This is a genomic window from Asticcacaulis sp. P2_B1, assembly GCF_056404915.1.
This window is the reverse complement of the sequence record NZ_JBFUDD010000001.1, coordinates 706047-729587: the sequence shown is the minus strand read 5'-3', so window position 1 is coordinate 729587 and position 23541 is coordinate 706047. Positions and strand designations below refer to the sequence as shown.

Here is a 23541-nt window from a genome sequence, read left to right as displayed (position 1 = left end):
ACATTTTTCAATTGTGGTATGGGAATTGCTGCCGCATAACAATTGAAGTTCGTTGTTTGAGTACATAGATAGAGATGATGAAAAAGATTTGGTCCCCGAAAGATTGGCGCGAACTGCCGGCGATGCATATCCCGACAGATTATCCGGATACGCAGGCCCTGGCCGCGGTCGAAGACGAACTGTCGCATCTGCCGCCACTGGTTTTTGCCGGTGAAGCGCGCCGCCTGACGACGGCGCTCGGCAATGTCGCCAACGGCAATGCCTTCCTGTTGCAAGGCGGCGATTGCGCCGAAAGCTTCAAGGAATTTTCGGCCGATAATATTCGCGATACCTTCCGCCTGATCCTGCAGATGGCCGTCATCCTGACGTTTGCCGGCGGCCGTCCGGTCGTCAAGGTCGGGCGCATCGCCGGTCAGTTCGGCAAGCCGCGTTCCTCGCCGGTCGAAACCATCGACGGCGTCACCTTGCCGTCCTATCGCGGCGACAATATCAACGGCATGGATTTCACGCCGGACTCGCGGATTCCCGATCCGCAGCGCCTGATCAAGGGCTATCATCAGTCTGCGTCGACGCTGAATCTGCTGCGCGCCTTCGCCAATGGTGGCTATGCCGACCTGTACAATATCCACAAGTGGACGCTGGGCTTTGTTTCTGGCTCGCCCCAGGGGGAACGTTACCGTGTCCTGGCGGAAAAGATCTCCGAAACGCTGAGCTTCATGTCGGCCATCGGCGTGACCCCTGAAAGCCATCCGCAGATCCGCAGCGTCGACGTCTTCACCTCGCATGAGGCCTTGCTGCTCAATTTCGAGCAGGCCATGACGCGGGTCGATTCAACGTCCGGCGATTGGTACGACACCTCGGCCCACATGTTATGGATCGGTGAGCGCACGCGGCAACTGGACGGCGCCCACGTCAACTATATGAAGGGCATCAAGAACCCGATCGGCGTCAAGTGCGGCCCGACTCTGGAACCCGACGACCTGTTGCGCCTGATTGACACCCTGAACCCGGAAGCCATTCCGGGCCGTTTGACCCTGATCGGTCGTTTCGGCTCCGACAAGATCGCCGAACGCTTGCCCAAGCTGATGAGGGCAACGAAGAAGCACGGCGTGCCGGTCGTGTGGTCGATCGACCCGATGCACGGCAATGTCGTCAAGGCGGCCAATGGCTACAAGACGCGTCCGTTCGATCGCATCCTGGCCGAGGTCCGTTCCTTCGTCGATATCGCCGGCGCCGAGGGTGTTCACCCGGGCGGCATGCACCTGGAAATGACCGGGCAGAATGTCACCGAATGCACGGGCGGGGCGTTCGCCTTGTCGGAAGAGGATCTGCGCGATCGTTACCACACGCACTGCGACCCACGGCTCAATGCCGACCAGGCTTTGGAGCTATCCTTCCTGGTCGCTGAACGGCTGCATGGCCTGAAGCAAAACGCGGTCAAGGCGGCTTAGATCGCCATGTTTATTCGGGACGTCTGGGGTGAAGATGCCGACGGACGTCCCGTAAATTGTCATTATTCGGAATTGGATGAAGCGCGGTACAATATTCGAACCGTGATTCAGTTTCACGACGGCAGCTACTCATATGCCGATGCTCAGATAGAACGGGGTGGCATGTTCATCGGCGAAACCGTCGGTTTCGGTTTGGCCGAGAAGCCTTGGCCGAAGGAACTAGACTATCCTCCATGGGCAGCGCCATCTGTCGAAATTAGCCGTGAGGAATTCGAGGACGTCTGGCAAGCGGCGATCAGATTTTGGAAAGATAGATCATGAAAGAGACAGCGGTTTATCTTCACTTCGAGGGCAGTTGCCGTGAAGCCATGACCTTCTATGGTAAGGTGTTCGGCACGACGTCGGGCTTTACACCCTACGGCGAGACACCGCCGGGAGAGATTGCCGGCGCCGACCAATCACCCGATCTCATCATGCATGCGGAAATGGCGCTGCCGGGGTTTCACCTGATGGCGTCGGACATCCTGCCGGGAGACGATTTCGTCGCCGGCACCAATTTCTCGATCAGCGTGGCTTGCTCATCCAATGACGAACTGGAACGGCTGTTCTGGGCCTTGCTTGAGGACGGCACCATGGACCAGGCGATATATGACGCCTTCTGGGGCGATCGTATCGGACGTCTGACTGACAAGTTCGGTGTGAAGTGGCTGCTGAGCTTTCGCTAAGTAGGTTTATCCACAGATAAGCCAGATCAGCACAGATTTCAGGATCATCGCTAAGCGCCGCAGGCTATCCTCGGGCGCGTAGCGCCATCTGTGCTGATCTGGCTTATCTGTGGATAAACCTTTCTTACTTTCAGCCTTCGTCGGCGACCGCTTCGTCGATGGCCAGAGCAAGCGTCAGGGCCAGCAAGGCTTCGGAGCCCATGCACAGGGGGCGGTCACGCAAGTTCCTGACTTTGTCGAGGAAGCGGAAGACGCTGGTGCCCAGGGGGTCCTTGGCGATGGCGGCGTCAGCGAAATCGGCATTCAGCGCAAACGGCGTGCTGTTCTCGAATTTGCGATTGAGCAGGTCGATAAAGACCTCGCCCGACGGATAGACGATGCGCATGGTGCGTTCGCGCGCCTCTGCCATGCGTGACGATGTAAAGGTTGCGGTCATGCCGTTTTCGAAGGTGACGTCGCTTGAGACCTCGTCGGCGCCGGTGGCCGAGTAGCCCGGCTCGTCGCGGTATTTCGCAGTTGCTTCGAGGGCGCCCGCTTCGGTGCCAGCCAGGGTCAGGGCGAGGTCGAGATCGTGGATCATCAGGTCGAGGACGACGCTGACATCGAGATTGCGCGTCGACGCCGTGCCGTTGCGTACGGCTTCCAGGCGCAGGGGCTTTTCCGGTACGTCATAGAGACCCATGGCCTCGAAAACGGCACGTTCCTGGTGGCCGCAGGCGAGGACAAGGCCCTTGCTGTCGGCCAGGTCGACCATGGCCTCGCCATCGATGATCGTCGCGGCCAGCGGCTTTTCCGAATAGACGTGAACGCCGGCTTCCAGGGCCTTCAGGGCGACATCGGCGTGGGCAAAGGCAGGGGTGGCGATGGTGACGACATCGATATCCGCCAGGAACAGGTCGAGTTCGTCGCCGCCATAGGCCTTGACGCCATGGATGGCGGCGGCGGCTTCGGCACGGCCCTTGTCGAGGTCGTAAATACCAACAAACTCGATGCCGTCAGCCTGCTTGTACTTGTTGGCGTGGTAGCCACCGAATACGCCGGCGCCGGCGACACCGGCCTTCAAAATTTGCGTCATGGGGCCCTCATAATTACCGCCGCAGGCTGTTTAACCTGCTTCGCCACCAAAAAGGAATACGCCTTCACAACCTAAACTGTGCAAAGGCGCGTGATCGACGCAATATTACCTTTGTGCGCCTTCGCATTTGCGTTAAAAGCGGCGGGTTTTTTAGAGCTTAGCCGCTGACGGCTCGTCGTTATGGCGACGGCGGGGCGGCTTGGCCTAACCAAATTTCATCTGAGATTTGGCGCGTACTTTCGGAGAATTTGACCGTGCAACGTCTTTTTGGCGCCTACGTAATTGTTGACTATAGCGCCGCCGAGGGCAAGAAGACCGGCGAATCCTCGGTGTGGATCGGGGTGATGAAGCGCGATGTCCGCTTCCGCCTGTCGTACGAAACGCATAACCCGAGCACGCGCGCCGAAGGCATGACCCTGTTGCGTTCGATCCTGGCCGACCTGCACAAGCGCGGCGACCGTATCTTCCTGGGGCTCGATTTCGCCCTGGGCTTTCCGCGTGGCACGGCGGCGAAGCTGGACCTGAAAGAGGCCAACTGGCGCGGCATGTGGGATTTCCTGGCCAAGAACGTCGTCGACAAGCCGGACAATTCCAATAACCGCTTCCAGGTCGCCGCCAAGATGAATCGGCTGATGACGGATGAGGCGTGGCCGTTTTGGGGAGCCCCGAAGAACGCTTCGCAAAAGTGGTTGTCGACCCTGAAGCCGGACTCGTTCGGCGACTTTCCGGATATGCGCCTGACCGACGAGGCGACCAAGACCCTGAAAAAGAGCGCCCAGGCCAAGAGTCTGTGGCAGATGCACGGTGCCGGCGTTGTCGGCGGTCAGTCCATGCTGGGTATAGCCGCGGTGAAGGGGCTGATCGACGGTCTGGGCGACGGCGTGCGGCTGTGGCCGTTCGGCACCGGCTTCGGCGCGATCGACCTCGACGGTGTCTCGACCGTGGTGGCCGAGGTCTATTCGCCGATGTTCGAAGGCGCGGCCGAAAGCGGTGAAGTCAAGGATGCCACGGCCGTGCGTTTGACCGCCGCGGCCCTGGCGGAGCTCGACGACAAGGGGCAGCTCGAAGCCCTGTTCAACGGACCGAAGGGCCTGAGCGAAGCCGACCGCGAGATCGCCGCCAGCGAAGAAGGCTGGATGCTGGGGCTGTGAGCTTTCTTCAAACCTGGCAAGGTCTTCAAACGGAAGGTTTGGCAAGCCCGCCCGCCCGCCGAGGGGGACGCCTAGTCCCGTTGCGAGGCATCTCTTAAGTAAAAAGGCTTGATTTCGGAGGCTTTGCCTTTGAAATCAAGCTGGCATCAACTGGCCGCCATTGATGTGCAGGATCTGGCCGGTGATATAGCCGCTCATCTGCGACGAGGCGAGAAACAGGATCGGTCCTACGCAGTCTTCCGCCACACCCAAACGTCCCATGGGGACGGTGTTCAACATGGCCTGCATGCGCTCAGGCGGGGTCTTGGCATGGAAGGGCGTCGTAATGACGCCGGGCGCTATAGCATTGACGCGAATATTCTTCTTGGCCAGGTCGGTCGCCATATGGCGGGTGACATTGTGGACGAAGGCCTTGGCGCTGGCATAGAGGCCGGAGCCCGGCGCGCCGCCGTTATTGCCGGCGATCGAACCGAGATTGATGATGGCGCCGCCTGCTGCCATGTGCGGCACGGCCGCCTGGCTGGCATTGATGACGGCGCGGACATTGAGTGCCATGACCTTGTCATAGAGGGCGTCGTCCCACTCAAGGAAGGGCGTCCGGGTAAACAGCGAGCCGGCGTTGTTGACGAGAATATCGAGCCCGCCAAGTTTGGCGGCGGCCGCTTCGACCAGGGGCTTGGCGGTAGCGGGATCGGTCAGGTCGGCTTGCAGGATGCAGGCTTCGCCGCCTTCGGCCGCGATGGCGTCTATCACGGCTTGAGCTTCGGCTTGGCTTGAATTGTAGTGCACAGCGACGCGGGCGCCGAGGCGGGCAAAGCCCAGGGCCGCGGCGGCGCCGATGCCTGTGCTGGCGCCGGTAATCAGGACGGCCTTGCCGCGTAAATCATCCAACATTAGGTATGCTCCGAACGGAAGGTTTCTTGTCGAGCCACAGAAAGCGCGCCGTCTGGAAGGTGCCGGACAGCAGGGAGGCGACCGCGACGGCCCAGATCAAGCCTGCCACCCCGCCGCCCATGGGAATACTGAAGAGGAAACCCAATGGCAGCATAATCAAGCCGTAGCTGACATAGTGGATGACGGTCGGCGCCAGAATATCTTTTCTTGCGCGCAGGGCCTGGGCCGCCACGACCTGAAGGCCGTCGGGGATGAAGAACAGGCACGACAAAAGCAGGCCGTTGCGCACGATCGGTATGAGAATAGCGTCGTGACTGTAGAAGCGGGTGATCAGGTCTGCGCCGAGCAGGACAACGATAACGACCAGAATCATGAAGCCAGCTGCCGACAGAAAGCTGACCCGGCCGGTGAGGGCCAGGCCGGAGCGGTCGCCGGCGCCATAGGCCCGGCCGACCAGGACCGAGCAGCCGACCGACAGGCCCATGGGAACCATGAAGACGAGGCTGGCGAAGTTCAGGATGATGGCCCAACTGGCGACAGCCGTCGCGCCGATATGACCGGCGAACAGGGTCATGCCGGCAAAGGCGGCGACCTCGATGAAATAGGCGGCACCCGTGGCATAGCCGACATGGCGCTGTTCGACCGCTCCGGCGTGGTCGGCCGGTTGTTTGTCGAGCAGGCCGTAGGGCTTGGCTTGTTTCAGCGTGAGGACATAGGCCAGCATGCCCAGGCTCTGCACGGTGCGGGCGATCAGGGTGGCCGTGGCGGCGCCGACGGCGCCGCTGAAATGAATGCCGAACGCACTGAATTCGCCGGGCACCAGCAGGAACAGCAGGGCGATATTGAGGGCATTGGCCGACAGGGTGGCGATCAGGACGTCACGGGTGCGGCCGAGCGCCTCGAGGAATTGGGTACAGACGATCGATACCAGGAAGACCGGTATGGAGATGGCGAAGAGCGTGTTGGGGAGGCGCGCGCCCTGGGCCATGTCCGGCGTGACGATCAGGTGCAGGAAGGCGAGACCGGCGATGAGCAGCATGACCATGAAGACGACGCCCAGCACCAGGGCCTGGATCATGGCGCGTTGGAAGACGGCGCCGATACGATGAATGTCGCCGCTCCCCAGGAAGTGCGAGGTCTTGACCTGGACGCCCATCAGGAGGCCCATACTGGTCATGGCGGGCACCCAATAGAGGGCCTGAGCCAGCATCAGGAAACCGAGCTGGGCGGAACTGTATTGGCCGACGACGATGGTGTCCATCAGGCTCATCAGCACGACGCCGAGACGCGACATGACGACCGGCCATGACAGACTATAAAGGGCGGCAAAGGCCGCCCTGGTTTTATCGTCGAATGTGATCACGTTTCGCATGGGCGCGATGTAGCCGATTTCGGCCCCAACCTCAATGAGGCTTCGTCAATGGCCCTTGAAGATGATGCCGAAGGCGAGGACGCCGAAACCGCCGGCCATCAGCCAGTATTGGTACTGGGTTAAATATTCGACGCTGCGGAAATGGCCGATCAGGCTGGCCATGACCAACGCCACGGCGACAAAAAACAGCAACAGAGTAAAAGCTGAAACCTTCATAACCGACGCAACCCACCCACCTGAATTTTTCAGATCATACCCGTATCTGTTCAAACATTTGTGATGGGCGCAATAAAAATGTGCACCTGCTCACAAGGCTCGCACGACAAAGAGCATTTCGTGCAACACCGTGAATACAGAAAACAACGAGGCGGCGAGAAACATGCGTGCATAACCCAACTCTTCGGGCGCGAAAGCCGTGCGGCCTTCGATAATGGCGACGAAGGGCAGGATCGAGGTGCGCTTCGTGATCGAGGCATAGACGTCCCCCATCAAGGCGATACGCTTGCGGTCGATATTGATGGCGCCCAGCGCGGATTGCGCCAGCAGGGTGCCGAAGAACAACCAGGCCGCCAGATTGCCATTGCAAATGATGTGGATCAGGGCCCACAGGCCGATGCCGGCCAGGACCGGGTGCCGCGATACGCGAATAATGCCGTAGACGGGCTTTTCCGGTAAGCGATGCAGGGCGTAGAGATTGGTCGGAGACGGCGTGAACATGCCGAGCACGACCAGCAGGAAAGCGATGAAATTAAAGACCAGGGCGATAACGCGCAGGAACAGCGGCGCGGTCCACAGGACAACATTGAGGTTATCCTGATCGCTAAGGGCGATGGCGAAGGCGACGCACATCCAGATCAGGCCGATGACCGACAGCACGGAAAAGATGATGTACCAGGCGACGCCGCCGATGCGGGCGATGACGCGCTCCTTGAGCGGTGTGCCGCTGATCATCAAATGAATGCCGAGGAAAAATGCGCAGGCGAGCGCCAGGGTCCACATGGTCGGTTCCAAGCCTTAAAATTTTGGTGCCCAGGCAGGCACATGATTTCCTACCACAGGATTCGGGGCGCCGGAAGCGATTGAAGACATCGCCCCCGGATGCAGGGCCTCAGATGTAAGGAATGATCGGCGCGTTGAGGACGTCGCCCTCGGGCTTGCGCGGCGAGGGCAGGGCGTCGGGATCCGCCGGCTTGGGCGGCAAGCTGGGGGCAGGGGCCGCGACCTTGGCCGGTTCCGGCACCGGCGCGATCGGCGGCGGCGCCTTGACGGGAATGGGAATCGGCCGGCGCATAATGGCTTCGACGTGGTAGAACCACTTGCGCGCATTATTCATGGCGGCGCGGGGCCCTTCGGCGCGGGCGGTCAGGGCGTCGTGCGGATCCCACAGGACCAGTTCGAAATCGGGATCGCCGGGATCGTCGAAAACGAGTCGCATGGTGACGCGGTTGACCACGGGCGCGATGTCGTCGAACATTTTGTGGGGCCCGGAGCGCATGACGCGAGCAATGACGCGGTCGTCGACGAAGACTTCCATGCCGATCAGGTCGGCAATCTTGTAAGGCTTGTGCGGGATCTTGCCGAAATTGCGCACGATGACGATCCGGTCGCCGGCATAGGAGCTGGCGGCTGCCGCCTTGCGCACGGGTTCGAGCGCCTGGACGTCGGCCTTGAAGCCGCCCAGGCCTTCGCGCAGCTCATCCTCAAGCTTCTTCGGCTGCTCGACCCGCGAATCGTAAATCCGGTACAGGATCAACAGAATCGCGAAAACGGCGGCGGACAGAATAATGATCGTCGGCAGGTAGGTCGGCAAGGTGTTGAACCTGATATCTGTGGGCGTTCGCGTGTACATACGTCGCGCAATGACGCGCGCTGCCGATAAGTTAACCACGAATTAAGCCCGAGGTTAAGGGGCCAATGACCGATTGGGGAAAGTTTAGCTTTTTTCCTCGCCGTACGTGTCATCTTCGTCATAGGTCGGCCTGTCTTCGACATCGTCCTCCCATGGCGGTGCGGCGGTACCGATGGCGGGCCCGCCGGCGACGACCGGCGCCTCTTCGGGATAGGGACTGGGCGCCGCCGGTACGCGCTTGATCACCGCATCGATGTGCGACAACCATTTGCGGCCCAGGCGTACCGCTTCGGCTGCCGTTTTAGCGTGGACGGGGTTGTGGCTGACGTCGCCGAAGAGATTGACCTCGAATTCCGGCGTCTGGACATCGTCGAACATCAACCGCAGGGTCACGTGCGACGCCTGGGCGTAGGTTTCGTTGAGAACGCGGCGGGCTTCGCCTTTTTGCGCCCGGGCGACGACGCGCTCGTCGACGATCAATTCGGCGCCCTCTATCTCGTCGAACGTGAAGACCAGGCCTTGCGCCCCCGTATTCCACATGATGGCCAAGTCGCCGGCGGTAAAATCGAGGCCGGCGGCCTTATGGGTATTGAGATCGTAAAGCGTGGCGTCGGGTTGCTTGCCGAGCGCGGTCGTCAGGGCCCGGCTGAGCCGGCGCGTATTTTCGAACCACCACATCAGGCCCGAGGCGATCAGGGTCAGGGCGATGCCGGCGAAGAAAAAATAGAGCAGGATGCGCGCCGCATGGACCATGTAAACGTTCACGCTCGAAGACTGTTACGGATAACGAATCTTTAAGTAGGCACGCGCCGGTTAAAATAGGGTTTCTCAGCTCTTAACGACCACGCATTAATACCGAAGTTGGGTGCGGAATGATGTCTGGCGGAAACCGGGCATCGGCGTCATCGCAGGCTTGCAAGACGAGCCGTGGCTCCTATAGTGGTTGTGTGGGCTTCGAGCCTGGGATGACAAGGAGGCGAAAATGGGCGTGACGGGAATCGGCGGCTTCTTCTTTCGTGCAAAGGATCCGGAGGCCATGCGGGCCTGGTATGTCGAACATCTCGGCGTGGGTTCGCTGCCCTATGGCGAGTGGCAGACCCAAGGCGGGCCCAGCGTCTTCGCGCCGTTCCCGGCGGATACGGATTATTTCGCCGCGGACCGCCAATGGATGCTCAATCTGCGTGTGGACGATCTCGACGGCCTGTCCGCGACGCTGCGCACGGCGGGGGTCGCCGTGATCACCAAGCCCGAATGGGATATGCCGGGCATTGGACGCTTCGCGCGCATCCATGATCCTGAGGGCAATGCGATCGAACTGTGGGAACCCGATCCCTCCGCCTGAGGCACGTATCGACCTTGATGCTCCAGCTTAAACGTCGAGCTCGATGACGACCGGCACATGGTCGGACGGCTTGGCTTCGTCGTGAGACCGGCCACGGGCATCCTTGTGGATGGTGACGGAGGTCAGCCGGTCGGCGGCTTGAGGCGACAGCAGGTGATGGTCGATCCGAATGCCTTCGTTTTTCTGCCAGGCGCCGGCCTGATAGTCCCAGAAGGTGTAGCGGTTGCCTTCGGGCGGCATGGCGGAGAAGGCTTCGGTGAAGCCCAGGTTCTGCAAACCCTGGTAGGCTTGGCGCACGGTCGGTTGGTAGAGGGCGTCGTCCAGCCAGACGCTTTCCTTCCACAGGTCGGCCTTGGTCGGGATGACATTGAAATCACCCGTCAGGACGGTGATTTCCTCCAGCGGCAGCAGGTCTGCGGCGCGGGCGTGGAGGCGTTCCAGCCAACGCAGCTTGTAATCGTATTTGTCGGTGCCGATCGGATTGCCGTTGGGCAGGTAGATGGAAGCAAAGCGCACCGGGACGGGCGCCTCCAGCACGGCTTCGATATAGCGGGCGTGATCGTCTTCTTGGTCGTCCAGCCCCTTGCGCACGTCGCTGAGCGGGAATTTCGACAGGATGGCCACGCCGTTATAGCTTTTCTGGCCGTGGACGGCGCAGTTGTAACCCAGGGATTCGAAGGCTTCGACGGGGAATTTCTCGTCGATGCATTTGATTTCCTGCAAGGCGCAGGCGTCGGGTTGCTCCTCGCGGAACCAATCGAGGATCAGCGGCAGGCGGGCATTGACGGAGTTGACGTTCCAGGTGGCGAGTCTCATGGCAGGCAAGTTAGAGGTCGGATTGCGCTTCCGCAAGCCGAAATCCGGCGATCACGTTTCGGATAACGGCGTCGTGTCGGCTTGTCAGGCGCGACACTGCCATGATACGGTTTGCTACAGGCCACGCATATAAGCGGCCGTTCAGCAGGGTGTGACGAGACTTCGCGATGTTTAACGGGTTGCCGCATTCCAGGCACCCGGGGCCATGCAACACGCAGGCATTAGTATCCCGCGATGACGTCAAGCGCCCGCCTTTTCGGGAGTGCGACATGACCACGACGATTACAGCCAGCAACGGAACCGACGGTGTCAACGGCGTCGTGGGCACCGATTCAACCGACCTGGACACGCCGGCCGGCGACGGCGGCGACGGCACCGGCGGGACCCGCGGTCATAATGCCACACACACGATCACACAGGCGGAAATCGACGGAGGCCTCGTCGATATTCGCCTCCGTGGCGGCAATGGCGGCCACGGCGGCGACGGCAACTATGGCGGCCAAGCCTTCATGCATCGCGACGAAAACCTGACCGGTCAGGCTGAAACCTGGCATGATACCTATTCTTTGCCTGGGGATGGCGGAAGTGGCGGCGACGGCGGCGACGGCGGCGAAAGCCGTTTGAGCGGCAGCGGTCTGGTCGCGGCCAATGGCCTGAAAATGGTGGCGACGGCCGGCGATGGCGGTTGGGGCGGCACGGGCTTCCAGGGCACGGCCGGGGCCAGTGATTATCACCAGTTCATCTTCGACTGGATGAGCGAAGAGGGTGATGGCGGGGTCGTCACCACCTCGCTCGACTGGACGGTCGATCCGCGCAATGGCGGCCTGGCCGGCAATGGCGCCAATGCCGGTGATGGTGGCGATGCCGCCGCCACGCTGAAAACCAGCACCATCCATGGCAATGTGGTGGTCGAAGCCCACGGCGCCTTTGGCAACCTGGCGGGCGGAGGCGGTTTGGGCACCGGCGGCGGTAATGAAGCCAATGACGGCGGAGACGGTGGCGACGGCGGCAATGGTGGCGACGCGACGGTGACGGTCGACGGCAACTGGCTGGACTTCCATCAGACGGCGCACTTCGTCGCCCAGGCCGGATCGGGCAGTCCCGGCGGAATGGGGGGCTCGGGAGGCTACGGCCTGACCATTCGCGACGACAATCACACCGTGACGATCGATTACGTCTACGGCATGGGTGGTGAAGGCGGTGACGGCGGCGACGCCGGCAAGGTCAATATGACGATCACCAACAACCATTTCACGGGGACGGCGGCCGACGAACGACTGAACCTGCAAATCAATCTGTCGACGGGCGAGCGCGGGCCGGGCGGCCACGGCGGCGTCGGCGGCCTCGATGACAGTGGCGCTCATGACGGTCAGGATGGCGATGCGGGGGCATCGGGCAGCGCTGCCTTCTGGTTCGACGGCAATAGTATCGACGGCGGTGACGGCATTGACGGCCTGCACCTTGAGCTCTTCAACCAGACCTGGGAGCGGTCGGACGACGGCAGCGGATTGACCAATCCCGGCACGATCACCGTCGATCTCGAACAGGGCAAGGTCCTGATCGGCGAGGGCAGCAACACGATCCAGAATGTCGAAAATATCGACTTCTACTACGTCAATACCTATTACGACGTCGGCAACAACATCCATTACAACGGCAATGCGATCGTCATCGGCGACGACAAGGACAATGTCATCAGCGGTACCTTCGGCAACGACTCTTTAAGCGGCGGTGGCGGCGACGATACGCTGAACGGCGTCGGCGGGATGGATGTGCTGTACGGTGGTGGTGGCAACGATACCTATTACTATTATCGCGGCCAGACGGTTCTCGAATATGCCGACGGCGGTATCGACACCATGCTGGCGACGGGGACAACGACCCTGGCTGACAATGTCGAGAATCTCACCCTGTTGCTTAACGGAGACCGCTACGGGACCGGTAATGGTCTGGACAATGTCCTGACCGGCAATAACGGAAATAACCGGTTGGGCGGCCGCGACGGTAATGACACGCTAATCGGTGGGGCGGGCCATGACCTGATGCTGGGTGGCGCCGGCAATGATCTCGCCTACGCCACCGACGCCGGCGATGTGATGCGCGAATATGGTGGCCAGGGCTTCGATGTCGTCAAGGCGTCGGTCAGTTTCACGCTCGGCACCAATGTCGAGGAATTGATCCTGACGGGCGGCGCCAATCTGTCGGGGCAGGGGTCTTCCGGCAACAATACGCTGTACGGCAATCGCGGAAACAACTGGCTGAACGGCGGCAGCGGCAACGACATCGTCGACGGCATGGCGGGCGCCGACAAGCTGACCGGCGGTTTGGGCGCCGACACCTTCCGTTTCAGCCATGGCAACGGGCACGATGTCATTCGCGATTTTTCCGCCGCGGAGAACGATCACGTCAATGTTCATGCCTATAGTGGCGGCGAGGCATGGGGCGGCGGCATCCAGATCACACAGGACGGCAATGATGCGGTGATCGATTTCGGCGACGGCAACTGGGTTCGGGTACTCAATACGACAGCGAGCGACGCCGCCTTCCTCGACCAGATCGTGTGGTGATTACAAGGAAAAGCTGGTGCCGCAGCCGCAGGACGCGGTGGCCAGCGGATTGAGGATCTTGAACTGGGAGCCGACCAGTTCCTCGACGTAGTCGATGATCGACCCCGCCATCAGCGGCGCCGAGATATCGTCGACCAGGGCCGTGGCGCCGTCCAGGGCAATCTGAGCCTCGTCGGGCTGCGGCGTGTCGGTCAGGTCGAGCTTATATTGGAAGCCCGAACAGCCGCCGCCTTCGACCAGGACGCGCAGCATGACTGGATGACCGGCCTCGCGGCTCAGGCGATTGAGGTGGGCGGCTGCCGATTTGGTCAGGGAGATGTTGTGGCTCATGGCATCCATATAGTCGCTTTTTCCGGCAAGATCAGGCCCTTATCGATAAAAAGCATCACTTTTTTAGCGAATGTAGTATAGCGGGAGACGAAAAATACAGGCCATACCGCATGACGCTCGCTCCCTATGCCGAAGACCCCGCCCGTAGCCGTGGCCGTTTGTATCCCGAAGCGGATAGCGCCACGCGCACGGTTTTCGCCCGCGACCGCGACCGCATCATCCATTCGACGGCTTTCCGCCGGCTGAAGGGCAAGACCCAGGTTTTCGTCGCCAATGAAGGCGACTATTTCCGCACGCGGCTGACCCATAGCCTGGAAGTGGCGCAGATCGCGCGTTCATTGGCCCATTCGATGAATATCGATGTCGACCTGGCCGAAACGATCGCCCTGTCGCACGACCTGGGTCATCCGCCGTTCGGCCATGCCGGCGAGGATCAGCTCCATGCCTCCATGATGCCGTGGGGCGGTTTCGACCACAATGTCCAGACCTTCCGCGTCATCACCAAGCTGGAAGTGCGCTATCCGGCCTGGGACGGGCTCAACCTGACCTGGGAAACCCTGGAAGGCATCGTCAAGCATAACGGCCCGGTCGGCCACCACATGGCCGAGCCGTCGTGGAAGTCGATCGTCGATTTCAACGATCAGTGGGATCTGCGCACCGACACCTTTGCCTCGCTGGAAGCACAGGTGGCGGCGATCGCCGACGATATCGCCTACAATAATCACGATGTCGACGACGGTCTGCGCGCCGAGCTGTTCACCATTGCCGACCTGATCGATGTGCCGATGATCGGACCGGCGATCCGTTCCGTGCAAAAGGATTGGCCGGCCATCGACGACCGCATGCTGCGCTTGGAAGCGGTGCGGCGAATGATTGGTGTCATGATCAACGATGTCCAGGAAGAGACGGCCAAACGCCTGGCCGAGGACGGTATCGCGACGGCCGAGGATGTCCGAACGGCGCGGCGTCAAATGGTACAGTTTTCCAAGGGTGTTTACGACGACCTGTCGCGTCTGCGCGGCTTCCTGTTCGAGCGCATGTACAAGCATTACAAGCTCAACCGCACCCGCAGCCATGCCAAGCGGACGCTCAACGAGATGTTCAACCTGTTTATGACCGAGCCCGACACCTTGCCGACCCAGTGGTTCCAACTGGTCTGTTCCAAGGATACCGAAACCGCGCGTGCCCGGGTTATTTGCGATTATATCGCCGGCATGACCGACGCCTTCGCGATCGAGGAACACCGGCGGCTGTTCTCGTTTGGCGGTTAAAACTTATGGCTTCTTTATAAGTTGGCGCCCTAAACATACGGCTACATTATAACATACGCGACATTGTGCCGGTGTTCACCATACAGGCGAACACATCCAACAATGGAGCTCCCCCTCATGCGTAAATCCCTTATCCTGGCGGCTACCGTGGTCGCTATGGCAGCGCTTTCGGCCTGTTCGATGATGCATCATGACGACACGACCAGCTCGGAAACCATGTCCAGCTCGTCGTCGTCTTCATCGATGTAAGGCGGAGCGGTGTCGAGACATAACGTCTTTATCTCAGACGCGAAGTAAAGGCACCGCATCCTTATCCGGCGGGGCGCATCATGGTAAATGTCCGCCCTCGTGCTTTATGTGACATCTTCAGGCGTAATGTGTTGGCGTTACAGGCTCCGGCGGCCTCGTTACAACCCGATAAGGACAAGATCCATGCGCAAGACCTTCATTCCCGTCGCCGCCATCATGGCTATCGCCGCTGCCTCCCTGGCAGCCTGCGCCACGCCGGAAACGACCACCACCACCACCAGCGTCACGACCCAGGACGGCGTCGTCACCGGGCAAACGGTCAGCCAGACAACCAGTTCGACCGCCCCCGACGGCACCAGCGTGACCTCGACCAGTACGTCGACCTCGACCAGCTACTGATCCACCTATAGATAGATGAAGAGGGCGGCAGGTGACTGTCGCCATTTCTTTGGCGCCATTTCTTTGGCGCCGTTTTTTGGCGCCGTTTTTATTCGGCCAATTCTGTGCTGCTAATGCTGGACCGGCTGCAGCAAATCCCAGAGATTGCCGAACTTGTCGCGAAAAACGCAAACCTGACCATAGGGTTCGTGGCGCGGCGTTTCGGTAAAGGTGACGCCGGCGGCCGCGAAGCGCGCATAGTCGCGGGCAAAGTCATCCGTATGCAGGATCAGGAAAACGCGGCCGCCGGCCTGGTGACCGATCTGCTGCACCTGCTCGGGTTTGGTGGCCTTGGCCAGCAACAGGCGTGTCTCAAACGATCCTGGCGGCGCGACCAATACCCAACGTTTGCCGCCACCCATATCGGTGTCTTCGATGAGATCGAAGCCGAGGCCGTCGCAATAGTGGCTAATGGCTTCGTGATAATCGGCGACGAGCAGGGCGATGGCGGCAATATGGCTCATCGCGCCGCTTTTTTGACCAGGAACATGGCCGCATCGGCTTCGCTCAGCCAAGCCTCGGCCGTGGATTGGTTGGCATAGGCGCGGACGCCGAAGGAGCCGCCAACCTTCAGGTACAGGCCGGCATGCTCGAACGTCCCCAGAGCCAACTCGGCCTCCAACTTCATCGCCTTGATGCGCGACGACATCAAATCGGCGCGACGCAGCAGCACGGCGAATTCGTCGCCGCCCATACGGCCGACCGAGTCGCCTTCGCGAACACTGGCCTTCAGGGTTTCGGCGACGTGGACCAGGGCGGCATCGCCGGCGCCGTGGCCGTAGGTATCGTTGATGGCCTTGAAACTGTCCATGTCGAGATAGACCAGGCACGCGTCTTCACCATAGCGCTTACAGTCGGCCATGGCGCGCTGGACTTCGCGCAGAAAAGCGCGCCGGTTGAGCGTCGGCGTCAGAACGTCGCTGTCGGCCTGGTCCTGAGCGCTGTGCAATTGCAGGGCCTGCTGGTGCAATTGCTCGCGCAGGCGCTCATTCTCCATCATCAGCGATTCGATAAGCGCCTGAGCCGAAGCCGGCCATTGTTGCGGTTCGGGCGCTATGTCAGCCGGCGGCGTCGCAACGGCGGCTTCCAAACTGGCAAACGAACGCGCGACGCGCAGCTCGGTCGGCGGTGCGCTCAGGGCGAAAGCCTGGACGGGCGGCGGCGCTTCGGACGGGATGCCGTTTTCAAAATATTGCGCAATCAAGCTCTGCATCGACGCGGTCGTCGCGGCGCGCCCAGAATCAACCGAAGGCTCGCGTTCAGGCGAGGCCGCCGGCGAGCCGCCGGTGCGGGGAAGGTTGCTATCAAGTCCCATCAATCTACTTCGTGCCGGAGCGCCGGGCCGCCGGGCCACAGGGCTGTCTTGTATGTCGCCATCAAAGCATAGCATGGGGGACGGCGCAATGCGTCAGCGAACGTCTTAACAGGCTAATTCAGCGGGGTGGATAGATGCGGGGACAGCCTTGTTTGCGGTGCAAAAGAAGGACTTGCGATTTGGGGTTCGCTCACTATACTCCGCGCCTTCTCAAACAGCCTTTTGCGCAGGACATAACATGGCAGAGACGCCGCCGGTCGCCATCATTATGGGATCACGATCCGACTGGAATGTGATGAAGGCCGCCGCCGCCGCCCTCGACAGTTTGGGCGTCGCCTATGAGGCGCGGGTTGTCTCGGCGCACCGTACACCTAAGCGGATGTACGACTTTGCCACAACGGCCGAAGCGAAGGGATTCAAAGTCATTATCGCCGGCGCCGGGGGCGCCGCGCACCTGCCGGGCATGACGGCTTCGCTGACCAYCCTGCCGGTGCTGGGTGTGCCGGTGCCGCTCAAGGAAGGCCTGAAAGGCATCGATTCGATGTTGTCGATCGTGCAGATGCCGGGCGGCGTACCCGTCGGCACCCTGGCGATCGGAGAAGCCGGCGCCAAGAATGCCGGCCTGCTGGCGGCGCAGATATTGGCCCTCAATGACCCGGCCCTGGCCGAACGCGTTCACGCCTTGCGCACGGTCCAAACCGACAATGTTCCCGACACGGTGGAAGACTGATGGCGCCGCTGCAACTCGGCGCGACGATCGGCATTCTCGGTGACGGGCAGTTGGGACGGATGTTGTCCCAGGCAGCGTCGCGCCTCGGGTTCAAGGTGGCGATTTTCGGCCCGGACAAGGAATCCCCGGCGGCCCAGGTGTCGTTGGCTTCGAAAGTCGCCGCCTATTCCGACGAAGGCGCCTTGCTGCGCCTGTCGGAACAATGCGACGTCATCACCTTCGAATTCGAAAACGTACCCGCGGCCAGCCTGGATTTCCTGGCAAGCCAAGGCGCCGTGGTCGCCCCTTCGTCCAAGGCGCTGCGGATCACCCAGGATCGTGTGCTGGAAAAGACCTTTGCCCGCGACGCCGGTATCGGCACCGTGGACTTCTGGGCGATCGACACCCTGGCCGATTTGCAGGCCGCCATCGCCGCCAATCATAATGCGCCCGCTCTGCTGAAAACGCGGCGCGAAGGCTATGACGGCAAGGGCCAGGTGTGGATTCGCCAGCCCGAAGACGCTGCCGCGGCCTATGAGTCGCTGGGCGGTCGCCCGGCCATACTCGAAGCCAAAGCCGACTTTGTGCGTGAGATTTCCGTCGTCGCGGCGCGCGGCTGGGACGGGGCGGTGAAAACCTTCCCGATCGGCCAGAACCACCATGTCGGCGGCATCCTGTCGACAACCCTGGCGCCGGCCCAGGTCAGCCCGGCCATCACGGCCGCCGCCCACGACATCGCCCGCAAGGTGTTGGAAGGTCTCGACTATGTCGGCGTTCTGGCGGTCGAACTGTTCGTCCTGCCCGACGACAGCCTGCTGCTGAACGAGATCGCGCCGCGCGTCCACAATTCGGGTCACTGGACCCAGGACGGTTGCCTGTGCGACCAGTTCGAACAACATATCCGCGCCGTCGCCGGTTGGCCTCTCGGTGATACGACCGCGCGCTTTACGGTCGAGATGAGCAATCTGCTCGGCGCCGACATCTTACTATGGCCGGATCTGGCCGCTGAACCCCATGCCCGTCTTTATGTCTATGGCAAGGACGAACCGCGTCCCGGCCGCAAGATGGGCCATATCAACAGGATAGTATCGTAATGTTTATTTTGACCCTGACCTACAAGGTGCCGAACGACGAAGTCGACCGTCACCTGGAAGCCCACTATGCCTGGATCAAGGAAGGCTATGCCAGCGGCCTGTTTCTCGCCGCCGGCCGCCGCGTCCCGCGCACGGGCGGCATGATCCTGGCCAAGGGCGATCGCGGCGACGTCGAAGCCATGGCGAAGCGCGATCCGTTCACGGTCAACGGTGTCGCCGACTATACCATCAGCGAAGTCAATATCACCTCGACCGCTGACGGCCTGGAAGGGCTTATCGGTTAATTACGACGGTTCAGGCCGCGGTATCAGCGCCGCGGCCGAATCGCATCTTGCCGAGAGCACCCGCCAGGTTAAGTATGGCTTCCTCGGGCTTGAACGGCAGCTTTGCCTTGAACTTTTCGAAATCCATAACCGACTGAATATTGCGCGCCAACTGATCTTGCTGGGCATCTCGGCCCTGGCTGAGACGCGTCATCATGGCCGCCGTCAGTATGCCTGAGACGATCATACGCTTGGTATAGTGGTTTTCATCCAAAGCCTTGTCGCCGGCCAGGCGCCAGATGATGTCCGCGGTCTCCCACAGCAGGCGGTGATACAGGGCCGCGTGGTGGGGCAGGGCGAAAAAGCCCATCAGGTGTTTCGCCAGACGCTCGTCCGCGGCCGCCGCGTCGAGCCGCAGCGTCAACAGGTGGCCGATCTTGTCGCGAATCTTCATAGTGGCGAGGGCGGTCTCGGTGTCCGGGCTCGTCAGAACCGCGTCGTGGGCGCGCCACAGAATCGCAGCGATATCCCTGGCGCCGTTGGGTGCGATCAGGTCGCGCTCGCCGTCGCTGAAGCCTGCGGCCTTGGCGCCGGCATTGAGGCTGAGGCGATTAAGCCCGAGATCCGGCACGAAGGGCGCTACCGCCTGGGCCAGCTTGGCTTCGGCGGCTTTGATATGATGCAGGGGCGGCGGCGTGGTCATGGCGTCATGATAGGCGCTATGTGGCGTTGCGCCAAGGGCCGTGAGGCATTTCCGCGGTAACAAAATGTCGCATGGCCGAACTGGGCGCCAAACCCCGGCAATGACGCAATGGCCGACAAAACAGCAAAAAAGCCGTGTAAAACCCCTTTTTTAGAGGGCTTTGGCTGGACAGGCGAGTCGGGCTGATGTATGGGCAGTGCGATCTTCCTGCAGGCCCTCGGTTTGCGGGCACACGTTTTTTTTCACTATTGGCAGACGGGACGAGGTCAGGGCGCTGGCATTCCCGCCACCTTTGAACCCGAATGGAGAGATACCTCTGGTACAGATTTTTGTCCGCGACAACAACGTCGATCAGGCCCTGAAAGCCCTGAAGAAGAAGATGCAGCGCGAAGGTTCCTTCCGCGAAATGAAGCGCCACGTACACTACGAAAAGCCGTCCGAAAAGCGCGCCCGTCAGCAGGCTGAAGCCGTGCGTCGCGCCCGTAAGCTGGCCCGCAAGCGCATTCAACGCGAAGGTGGTGCACCTGCTCCCGTCCGGACCGTTAAAGCCTAGAATTTAAGACTGTTTCCGGCGTTTAAGCCGTTGAAACATCTAGACTTGAGATGATAAAAGGCGCTGAAGCCCGGCTTCAGCGCCTTTTGCTGTCCAGGGCCCGGAGCCATCATGCCGCACAGCGATTCTGTCGAAACCGCCCCCGATCCCAAGGATCTCGCCACCCTGACCACGGCCATGCCGGCCGACGCCAATCCTTCGGGCGATATTTTCGGTGGTTGGCTGATGTCGCAGATGGATTTGGCGGCCGGTAATATCGCGGCACGGATTTCGCGCGGCCGCGTGGCGACCATCGCCGTCGACGGCATGGTTTTCCTGACGCCGGTCCAGGTCGGCGACGAGGTCAGTGTCTATGCCAAGCTGCTGTCGGTCGGCCGGACCTCGATGAAGATGAAGGTCGACGCCTACCGCCGCCCGCGCGAAAGCGAAGAAAAAACACGGGTGACCGAGGCTATGTTTACCTTCGTCGCCATCGACGGCATGGGCAGGCCGCGGCCGGTCAATCCGGCGTAATTCCAAGCCTGAAAAGGCTTGGCAAGGGCGGAGCGCGCCGCCGATCAGGCGAGCCCAGCGGCGCTCGGGCGGAAAAATTTCTTCGTTTTGCGCAAAGTTAAATTATGTTAAGAATAGGGCATTGACCCAATGACCTCAGGCAGGCAACAGTGGGCGACCAGCGTAACAGGGGTTCTTAGATGAAGTCGTCATTTTTCGGTCGTTTCCAGGATTGGCTGAGCGAATGGGACGAGACCAAGACGCGTCAGGTTCTGGTGGTCATTCTGGCGGTCCTGTGCGGCTTGCTGCTCGGCATGGTGGTCGACACCATCTTCCACGCCATCGGTGACTATATGTTCCCGCCGCCGCCCGTGCTCGACATGGCCGACAAGGACCAACTGCGTGAGTTGCTCAAGACCATGCCGATGGAAGCCTATTTCATCAAGATCATCTCGTGGGCGCTTGGCACCCTGGCCGGCGGCTACTGCGCCGTGCGCATGGCCAAGCTCGGCCAGTTTCCGGCCTGGATCGTCGGCATCCTGCTGTTCGCAGGCTATCTGATCGGCATGATCAGCTTGCCGAACCCCCTGTGGGTGCTCATCCTGTGCCCGGTACTGGTCGCCGTCTGCGCCTACGGCGCTGGTTGGCTGGGGATGTTTGTCACGCTCCAAAAGCACATCAAATCCCAGGAAGCTTAAGGCTTTCGGAGGTCTGCAACCCGTCATCTTTCTCTGGGCGCTTGCTCGTGTACAAACGTACACGTCGCTGCGCGTCCTCGAAAGCCAACGCGTTTCGACTCACCGGTAAGCCTTAAGCGCGCCGGTGGAAAAGGAAGTAAGGCAGTAAGGAAGAGAGTAAGGCCCGATCGGTGATCGGGCCTTTGGTTATTTCGGGGCGTTGTCGAACATCACCGCGCGCGGAACGGCATTGAGGTGGATCTTCACCGCCCCGCCCATTTGCGATGGTACGAAATAGGGCGTGCCGGCCGGGTAGTCGCCATTGGCGCCCGTCTTCGGCAAGGGCTTGGTCTGGCCGTTGGCGAAGGTCACCGTGCCGTCGGCGCCGCCGACAAAGTTGACACGATCGAGCTTCGGCAGCCCGAAGGCCAGGATGCCGGCAATCTTGCCCATGGCAGCATTGCCCTGCTTGACGCCCGTGGCAAGGCCCACGGCATCGTAGTCCTGCTTCAGACCCTGGGGCGAAAAGACCTTGATCTTCATGCCGACGGTGCACGAGGCGGGGCCCGTGGTGGTCACCGTGGCGCCGCTGTTCAGTTGTGCAGCCGTCGGCAAGGGCGTGATGCGGCCATCTCCGGCGACATTCAGAGGTGTCGAACGGCCGCCGGATTTTAGCGTGACATGGACCTGGGACGCATCGCAGTGCTTGATGCGCAGGACATAGAAGACATTGACCTGACTGCGCTGCGACGCAGGCATGGCCAGGAAGGCCTTCAGGCCCGGAAAGGCATCGGCGGCATTGGCGGTTTGGGTGCTGATGCCATTGGCGGTCGTGGCATCCGGCAACTTGGGCTGGGCTACGACAGGGGTACTTAAAAGACCAACGACCGCCATCATCGAAGCGGCCTTGCTTACAGACTTCAACACGTTAGACATCCATCACTTACGGTATTGTTAGTGGCTTTTTTCAAGCCTTACCATAGAGACGTAGATATACAAAATTGTGGCTGAATGGGACCTGAATGGGTAAAAACCCAATCAATCCTTGCTTTCGATCGACAAAAGCGTCGGCGTTGCGTTGAAAATCAGGCTTTGTGCGGTCGGAAAATCGGCGGGTACATATGTCAGATGCGCCGGGTGTTTGCCGCCGTTCTTGTCGGTCGTCGCAGCCGCGAACGGCAGGGGTTTGACCTGACCGTCAGCCAATTTCACCTGACCGGAGGCGACGCCGTAGACCATCAGTCGATCCAGCGTCGGTACGGCCAGGGCCAGCAGGCCGGCCATGCTCTTGGCGCCTTTGCGGGCTTCGTCGATTGCCTGGTTGAGCGGTCGGACATCCATGGCCGCTTGCGGCTGGGCATTTGGGAATACGCCCAGGCTGATGCCGAACTTGCTGCCGGCAGGACGGGTATAGGTGACGGTAGCCTTGGCCTTGAGCTGGGCGTCGGTCGGGAGCGGCGACAGGACGCCGCTCGCGCCGATATTGATGGGCGCGCCGTTGAGCGACAGACTGATATCGCTGAGCTTGGCGCCCTGGCTGACCAGGCTATAGACCAGGTGGAAATGGGCCCGATCGGCGGGAGGCAAGGCATAGTAGTTGGTAATGAAGGGAAAAACCTTGTCGGCGGCGACCGTTTTGGTCTCATTGCCGGCCATGGCGGCGCCAGCGAAGCTGAAGGCGGCAGCGGCCACCACTGCGGTTAAAAGCAAGTGTCTGTTCATAAAAGCCCCCGTTTGTTGCTGGCACGATAACATCAGGCGATTGTGCAGAATTGAAGGCGCAACCGTGGCTTATTGCGGGTGGCGTGTCGCCATTGTCGCATATCCCCAGGTCAGCAGGGCCTTGAGGCGGTCGAGGTCCAGGTCGGTGATCTTTTTGAAATAGAGGCAGCCGCCCTTGGTGGTGTATTTGCCCAGGCCTTCCATCAGGTCGCCGCGTTCGGAGAGGCCGCCCATGATATAGACGGTCATGGAGGCAGCGCGCGGTGAAAAGCCGATCAGGGGCCAGGGCGCCGGCGGTTTGGTCTGGGTGATATAGCGGCCATAGCCGACGATACTGGTGCCCCACATGACCGGTTTTTCACCGGTAATCTCATCGAGCAGGGCGATCAAGGTTTCGCATGCCTCGCGCCGTTTGGGATCGGCGAGGGCGGCGACATAGTCGGTGACGCTGGCATCGGTCGGTTTGGTTTTCGGCTCGGCCAT

At 61.0% G+C, this 23541-nt stretch carries 30 protein-coding genes; 15 read left to right on the top strand and 15 right to left on the bottom strand.

All coding sequences use genetic code 11. The features are described from left to right. The first annotated feature begins 77 nt into the window (after nt 1–77). Genes AC1DX3_RS03505 through AC1DX3_RS03495 form a run of 3 tightly spaced genes read left to right on the top strand, consistent with a single transcriptional unit; the run spans nt 78 to nt 2176 of the window. Nucleotides 78–1451 (top strand): class II 3-deoxy-7-phosphoheptulonate synthase, encoded by a 1374-nt coding sequence (locus tag AC1DX3_RS03505; protein ID WP_476987843.1) that lies wholly within the window; start codon nt 78–80, stop codon nt 1449–1451. Nucleotides 1452–1457: 6 nt separating this feature from the next. Next, nucleotides 1458–1772 carry a DUF6881 domain-containing protein gene (locus AC1DX3_RS03500; protein ID WP_476987842.1) on the top strand — a complete coding sequence of 105 codons (315 nt, stop codon included), beginning with the start codon at nt 1458–1460 and terminating at the stop codon, nt 1770–1772. Then, on the top strand, nt 1769–2176 hold the full coding sequence (locus tag AC1DX3_RS03495; RefSeq protein ID WP_476987841.1) for a VOC family protein: 408 nt from the start codon (nt 1769–1771) through the stop codon (nt 2174–2176). The genes AC1DX3_RS03500 and AC1DX3_RS03495 overlap by 4 nt, the downstream gene beginning before the upstream one ends. A 130-nt stretch (nt 2177–2306) precedes the next feature. Here the strand turns inward: AC1DX3_RS03495 and AC1DX3_RS03490 are convergent, their stop codons facing one another. Continuing rightward, nucleotides 2307–3251: a Gfo/Idh/MocA family protein gene (locus AC1DX3_RS03490; protein ID WP_476987840.1), complete on the bottom strand. Its 945-nt coding sequence runs from the start codon at nt 3249–3251 to the stop codon at nt 2307–2309. A gap of 254 nt (nt 3252–3505) precedes the next feature. Between AC1DX3_RS03490 and AC1DX3_RS03485 the strand changes: the two genes are divergently transcribed. Then, nucleotides 3506–4402, top strand: coding sequence for a cobalamin biosynthesis protein CbiG (locus tag AC1DX3_RS03485; protein ID WP_476987839.1), 897 nt, complete (start codon nt 3506–3508; stop codon nt 4400–4402). A 135-nt stretch (nt 4403–4537) separates the two neighbouring features. On the opposite strand, the gene AC1DX3_RS03480 is transcribed toward AC1DX3_RS03485, so the two are convergent. From AC1DX3_RS03480 to AC1DX3_RS03455, 6 genes are all read right to left on the bottom strand, one after another. Continuing rightward, the gene (locus tag AC1DX3_RS03480; RefSeq protein WP_476987838.1) at nt 4538–5296 is read right to left on the bottom strand and encodes an SDR family NAD(P)-dependent oxidoreductase; all 759 of its coding nucleotides are present in this window, start codon (nt 5294–5296) and stop codon (nt 4538–4540) included. Beyond that, nucleotides 5286–6668: an MATE family efflux transporter gene (locus AC1DX3_RS03475; protein WP_476987837.1), complete on the bottom strand. Its 1383-nt coding sequence runs from the start codon at nt 6666–6668 to the stop codon at nt 5286–5288. Before AC1DX3_RS03475 ends, AC1DX3_RS03480 begins: the two co-directional genes overlap by 11 nt. 45 nt (nt 6669–6713) lie before the next feature. Next, nucleotides 6714–6884, bottom strand: a complete 171-nt coding sequence (locus AC1DX3_RS03470) for a hypothetical protein (RefSeq protein WP_476987836.1) — start codon at nt 6882–6884, stop codon at nt 6714–6716. A gap of 90 nt (nt 6885–6974) precedes the next feature. Continuing rightward, nucleotides 6975–7667 carry an NnrU family protein gene (locus AC1DX3_RS03465; RefSeq protein WP_476987835.1) on the bottom strand — a complete coding sequence of 231 codons (693 nt, stop codon included), beginning with the start codon at nt 7665–7667 and terminating at the stop codon, nt 6975–6977. 109 nt (nt 7668–7776) lie between these two features. Beyond that, nucleotides 7777–8517 (bottom strand): hypothetical protein, encoded by a 741-nt coding sequence (locus tag AC1DX3_RS03460; protein ID WP_476987834.1) that lies wholly within the window; start codon nt 8515–8517, stop codon nt 7777–7779. Nucleotides 8518–8601: 84 nt separating this feature from the next. Beyond that, nucleotides 8602–9270, bottom strand: coding sequence for a hypothetical protein (locus AC1DX3_RS03455; protein WP_476987833.1), 669 nt, complete (start codon nt 9268–9270; stop codon nt 8602–8604). 229 nt (nt 9271–9499) lie between these two features. On the opposite strand from AC1DX3_RS03455, the gene AC1DX3_RS03450 reads away from it, so the two are divergent. Further along, on the top strand, nt 9500–9859 hold the full coding sequence (locus AC1DX3_RS03450; protein WP_476987832.1) for a VOC family protein: 360 nt from the start codon (nt 9500–9502) through the stop codon (nt 9857–9859). Between the two features lie 27 nt (nt 9860–9886). Here the strand turns inward: AC1DX3_RS03450 and AC1DX3_RS03445 are convergent, their stop codons facing one another. Then, nucleotides 9887–10675, bottom strand: a complete 789-nt coding sequence (locus AC1DX3_RS03445) for an exodeoxyribonuclease III (RefSeq protein ID WP_476987831.1) — start codon at nt 10673–10675, stop codon at nt 9887–9889. 269 nt (nt 10676–10944) lie between these two features. Between AC1DX3_RS03445 and AC1DX3_RS03440 the strand changes: the two genes are divergently transcribed. Then, the gene (locus tag AC1DX3_RS03440) at nt 10945–13242 is read left to right on the top strand and encodes a calcium-binding protein (RefSeq protein WP_476987830.1); all 2298 of its coding nucleotides are present in this window, start codon (nt 10945–10947) and stop codon (nt 13240–13242) included. Here AC1DX3_RS03440 and AC1DX3_RS03435 read toward each other — a convergent pair whose 3' ends face one another. Next, the gene (locus tag AC1DX3_RS03435) at nt 13243–13572 is read right to left on the bottom strand and encodes a HesB/IscA family protein (protein ID WP_476987829.1); all 330 of its coding nucleotides are present in this window, start codon (nt 13570–13572) and stop codon (nt 13243–13245) included. Between the two features lie 110 nt (nt 13573–13682). Here AC1DX3_RS03435 and AC1DX3_RS03430 point away from each other — a divergent pair, with 110 nt between their 5' ends. The 3 genes from AC1DX3_RS03430 (at nt 13683) to AC1DX3_RS03420 (ending at nt 15491) form a co-directional block, all read left to right on the top strand. Beyond that, on the top strand, nt 13683–14843 hold the full coding sequence (locus tag AC1DX3_RS03430) for a deoxyguanosinetriphosphate triphosphohydrolase (RefSeq protein ID WP_476987828.1): 1161 nt from the start codon (nt 13683–13685) through the stop codon (nt 14841–14843). 117 nt (nt 14844–14960) lie between these two features. Next, nucleotides 14961–15092, top strand: a complete 132-nt coding sequence (locus tag AC1DX3_RS03425) for a hypothetical protein (protein WP_476987827.1) — start codon at nt 14961–14963, stop codon at nt 15090–15092. A gap of 183 nt (nt 15093–15275) precedes the next feature. After that, entirely contained in the window at nt 15276–15491 is a 216-nt protein-coding gene (locus tag AC1DX3_RS03420; protein ID WP_476987826.1) for a hypothetical protein, read from the top strand. A gap of 110 nt (nt 15492–15601) precedes the next feature. Here the strand turns inward: AC1DX3_RS03420 and AC1DX3_RS03415 are convergent, their stop codons facing one another. Further along, nucleotides 15602–15994 (bottom strand): VOC family protein, encoded by a 393-nt coding sequence (locus AC1DX3_RS03415; protein WP_476987825.1) that lies wholly within the window; start codon nt 15992–15994, stop codon nt 15602–15604. Next, nucleotides 15991–16845, bottom strand: coding sequence for a GGDEF domain-containing protein (locus AC1DX3_RS03410; protein ID WP_476987824.1), 855 nt, complete (start codon nt 16843–16845; stop codon nt 15991–15993). The genes AC1DX3_RS03415 and AC1DX3_RS03410 overlap by 4 nt, the downstream gene beginning before the upstream one ends. Nucleotides 16846–17083: 238 nt before the next feature. Here AC1DX3_RS03410 and purE point away from each other — a divergent pair, with 238 nt between their 5' ends. The 3 genes from purE to AC1DX3_RS03395 are packed head-to-tail and all read left to right on the top strand — an operon-like array spanning nt 17084 to nt 18932. Beyond that, entirely contained in the window at nt 17084–17575 is a 492-nt protein-coding gene (purE, locus tag AC1DX3_RS03405) for a 5-(carboxyamino)imidazole ribonucleotide mutase (protein WP_476987823.1), read from the top strand. Next, on the top strand, nt 17575–18648 hold the full coding sequence (locus AC1DX3_RS03400; RefSeq protein ID WP_476987822.1) for a 5-(carboxyamino)imidazole ribonucleotide synthase: 1074 nt from the start codon (nt 17575–17577) through the stop codon (nt 18646–18648). The genes purE and AC1DX3_RS03400 overlap by 1 nt, the downstream gene beginning before the upstream one ends. Next, nucleotides 18648–18932 (top strand): YciI family protein, encoded by a 285-nt coding sequence (locus AC1DX3_RS03395; RefSeq protein ID WP_476987821.1) that lies wholly within the window; start codon nt 18648–18650, stop codon nt 18930–18932. The genes AC1DX3_RS03400 and AC1DX3_RS03395 overlap by 1 nt, the downstream gene beginning before the upstream one ends. Before the next feature lie 10 nt (nt 18933–18942). Here the strand turns inward: AC1DX3_RS03395 and AC1DX3_RS03390 are convergent, their stop codons facing one another. Beyond that, nucleotides 18943–19614 carry a COQ9 family protein gene (locus AC1DX3_RS03390; RefSeq protein WP_476987820.1) on the bottom strand — a complete coding sequence of 224 codons (672 nt, stop codon included), beginning with the start codon at nt 19612–19614 and terminating at the stop codon, nt 18943–18945. A 292-nt stretch (nt 19615–19906) separates the two neighbouring features. Here AC1DX3_RS03390 and rpsU point away from each other — a divergent pair, with 292 nt between their 5' ends. The 3 genes from rpsU (at nt 19907) to AC1DX3_RS03375 (ending at nt 21357) form a co-directional block, all read left to right on the top strand. Then, entirely contained in the window at nt 19907–20167 is a 261-nt protein-coding gene (gene rpsU, locus AC1DX3_RS03385; protein WP_476987819.1) for a 30S ribosomal protein S21, read from the top strand. A 111-nt stretch (nt 20168–20278) separates the two neighbouring features. Further along, nucleotides 20279–20680 (top strand): acyl-CoA thioesterase, encoded by a 402-nt coding sequence (locus AC1DX3_RS03380; RefSeq protein WP_476987818.1) that lies wholly within the window; start codon nt 20279–20281, stop codon nt 20678–20680. Between the two features lie 179 nt (nt 20681–20859). Beyond that, entirely contained in the window at nt 20860–21357 is a 498-nt protein-coding gene (locus tag AC1DX3_RS03375) for a hypothetical protein (protein ID WP_476987817.1), read from the top strand. A 186-nt stretch (nt 21358–21543) separates the two neighbouring features. Here AC1DX3_RS03375 and AC1DX3_RS03370 read toward each other — a convergent pair whose 3' ends face one another. The 3 genes from AC1DX3_RS03370 to AC1DX3_RS03360 form a co-directional block, all read right to left on the bottom strand. Beyond that, on the bottom strand, nt 21544–22272 hold the full coding sequence (locus AC1DX3_RS03370; RefSeq protein WP_476987816.1) for a hypothetical protein: 729 nt from the start codon (nt 22270–22272) through the stop codon (nt 21544–21546). A gap of 102 nt (nt 22273–22374) precedes the next feature. Continuing rightward, nucleotides 22375–23058, bottom strand: coding sequence for a hypothetical protein (locus tag AC1DX3_RS03365; RefSeq protein WP_476987815.1), 684 nt, complete (start codon nt 23056–23058; stop codon nt 22375–22377). Between the two features lie 69 nt (nt 23059–23127). Next, nucleotides 23128–23541 carry a DUF1801 domain-containing protein gene (locus tag AC1DX3_RS03360; RefSeq protein ID WP_476987814.1) on the bottom strand — a complete coding sequence of 138 codons (414 nt, stop codon included), beginning with the start codon at nt 23539–23541 and terminating at the stop codon, nt 23128–23130.

Coding starts and splice junctions, on each gene's coding strand:
- AC1DX3_RS03440 (WP_476987830.1), top strand. CDS start 10,945: ATGACCACGACGATTACAGCCAGCAACGGAACCGACGGTGTCAACGGC.
- AC1DX3_RS03460 (WP_476987834.1), bottom strand. CDS start 8,517: ATGTACACGCGAACGCCCACAGATATCAGGTTCAACACCTTGCCGACC.
- AC1DX3_RS03455 (WP_476987833.1), bottom strand. CDS start 9,270: ATGGTCCATGCGGCGCGCATCCTGCTCTATTTTTTCTTCGCCGGCATC.
- AC1DX3_RS03490 (WP_476987840.1), bottom strand. CDS start 3,251: ATGACGCAAATTTTGAAGGCCGGTGTCGCCGGCGCCGGCGTATTCGGT.
- AC1DX3_RS03415 (WP_476987825.1), bottom strand. CDS start 15,994: ATGAGCCATATTGCCGCCATCGCCCTGCTCGTCGCCGATTATCACGAA.
- AC1DX3_RS03445 (WP_476987831.1), bottom strand. CDS start 10,675: ATGAGACTCGCCACCTGGAACGTCAACTCCGTCAATGCCCGCCTGCCG.
- AC1DX3_RS03395 (WP_476987821.1), top strand. CDS start 18,648: ATGTTTATTTTGACCCTGACCTACAAGGTGCCGAACGACGAAGTCGAC.
- AC1DX3_RS03390 (WP_476987820.1), bottom strand. CDS start 19,614: ATGACCACGCCGCCGCCCCTGCATCATATCAAAGCCGCCGAAGCCAAG.
- AC1DX3_RS03505 (WP_476987843.1), top strand. CDS start 78: ATGAAAAAGATTTGGTCCCCGAAAGATTGGCGCGAACTGCCGGCGATG.
- AC1DX3_RS03475 (WP_476987837.1), bottom strand. CDS start 6,668: ATGCGAAACGTGATCACATTCGACGATAAAACCAGGGCGGCCTTTGCC.
- AC1DX3_RS03450 (WP_476987832.1), top strand. CDS start 9,500: ATGGGCGTGACGGGAATCGGCGGCTTCTTCTTTCGTGCAAAGGATCCG.
- AC1DX3_RS03380 (WP_476987818.1), top strand. CDS start 20,279: ATGCCGCACAGCGATTCTGTCGAAACCGCCCCCGATCCCAAGGATCTC.
- AC1DX3_RS03360 (WP_476987814.1), bottom strand. CDS start 23,541: ATGGCCGAGCCGAAAACCAAACCGACCGATGCCAGCGTCACCGACTAT.
- AC1DX3_RS03500 (WP_476987842.1), top strand. CDS start 1,458: ATGTTTATTCGGGACGTCTGGGGTGAAGATGCCGACGGACGTCCCGTA.
- AC1DX3_RS03420 (WP_476987826.1), top strand. CDS start 15,276: ATGCGCAAGACCTTCATTCCCGTCGCCGCCATCATGGCTATCGCCGCT.
- AC1DX3_RS03465 (WP_476987835.1), bottom strand. CDS start 7,667: ATGTGGACCCTGGCGCTCGCCTGCGCATTTTTCCTCGGCATTCATTTG.
- AC1DX3_RS03480 (WP_476987838.1), bottom strand. CDS start 5,296: ATGTTGGATGATTTACGCGGCAAGGCCGTCCTGATTACCGGCGCCAGC.
- AC1DX3_RS03425 (WP_476987827.1), top strand. CDS start 14,961: ATGCGTAAATCCCTTATCCTGGCGGCTACCGTGGTCGCTATGGCAGCG.
- AC1DX3_RS03375 (WP_476987817.1), top strand. CDS start 20,860: ATGAAGTCGTCATTTTTCGGTCGTTTCCAGGATTGGCTGAGCGAATGG.
- AC1DX3_RS03365 (WP_476987815.1), bottom strand. CDS start 23,058: ATGAACAGACACTTGCTTTTAACCGCAGTGGTGGCCGCTGCCGCCTTC.
- AC1DX3_RS03400 (WP_476987822.1), top strand. CDS start 17,575: ATGGCGCCGCTGCAACTCGGCGCGACGATCGGCATTCTCGGTGACGGG.
- AC1DX3_RS03470 (WP_476987836.1), bottom strand. CDS start 6,884: ATGAAGGTTTCAGCTTTTACTCTGTTGCTGTTTTTTGTCGCCGTGGCG.
- AC1DX3_RS03410 (WP_476987824.1), bottom strand. CDS start 16,845: ATGGGACTTGATAGCAACCTTCCCCGCACCGGCGGCTCGCCGGCGGCC.
- AC1DX3_RS03435 (WP_476987829.1), bottom strand. CDS start 13,572: ATGAGCCACAACATCTCCCTGACCAAATCGGCAGCCGCCCACCTCAAT.
- AC1DX3_RS03495 (WP_476987841.1), top strand. CDS start 1,769: ATGAAAGAGACAGCGGTTTATCTTCACTTCGAGGGCAGTTGCCGTGAA.
- AC1DX3_RS03370 (WP_476987816.1), bottom strand. CDS start 22,272: ATGTCTAACGTGTTGAAGTCTGTAAGCAAGGCCGCTTCGATGATGGCG.
- AC1DX3_RS03430 (WP_476987828.1), top strand. CDS start 13,683: ATGACGCTCGCTCCCTATGCCGAAGACCCCGCCCGTAGCCGTGGCCGT.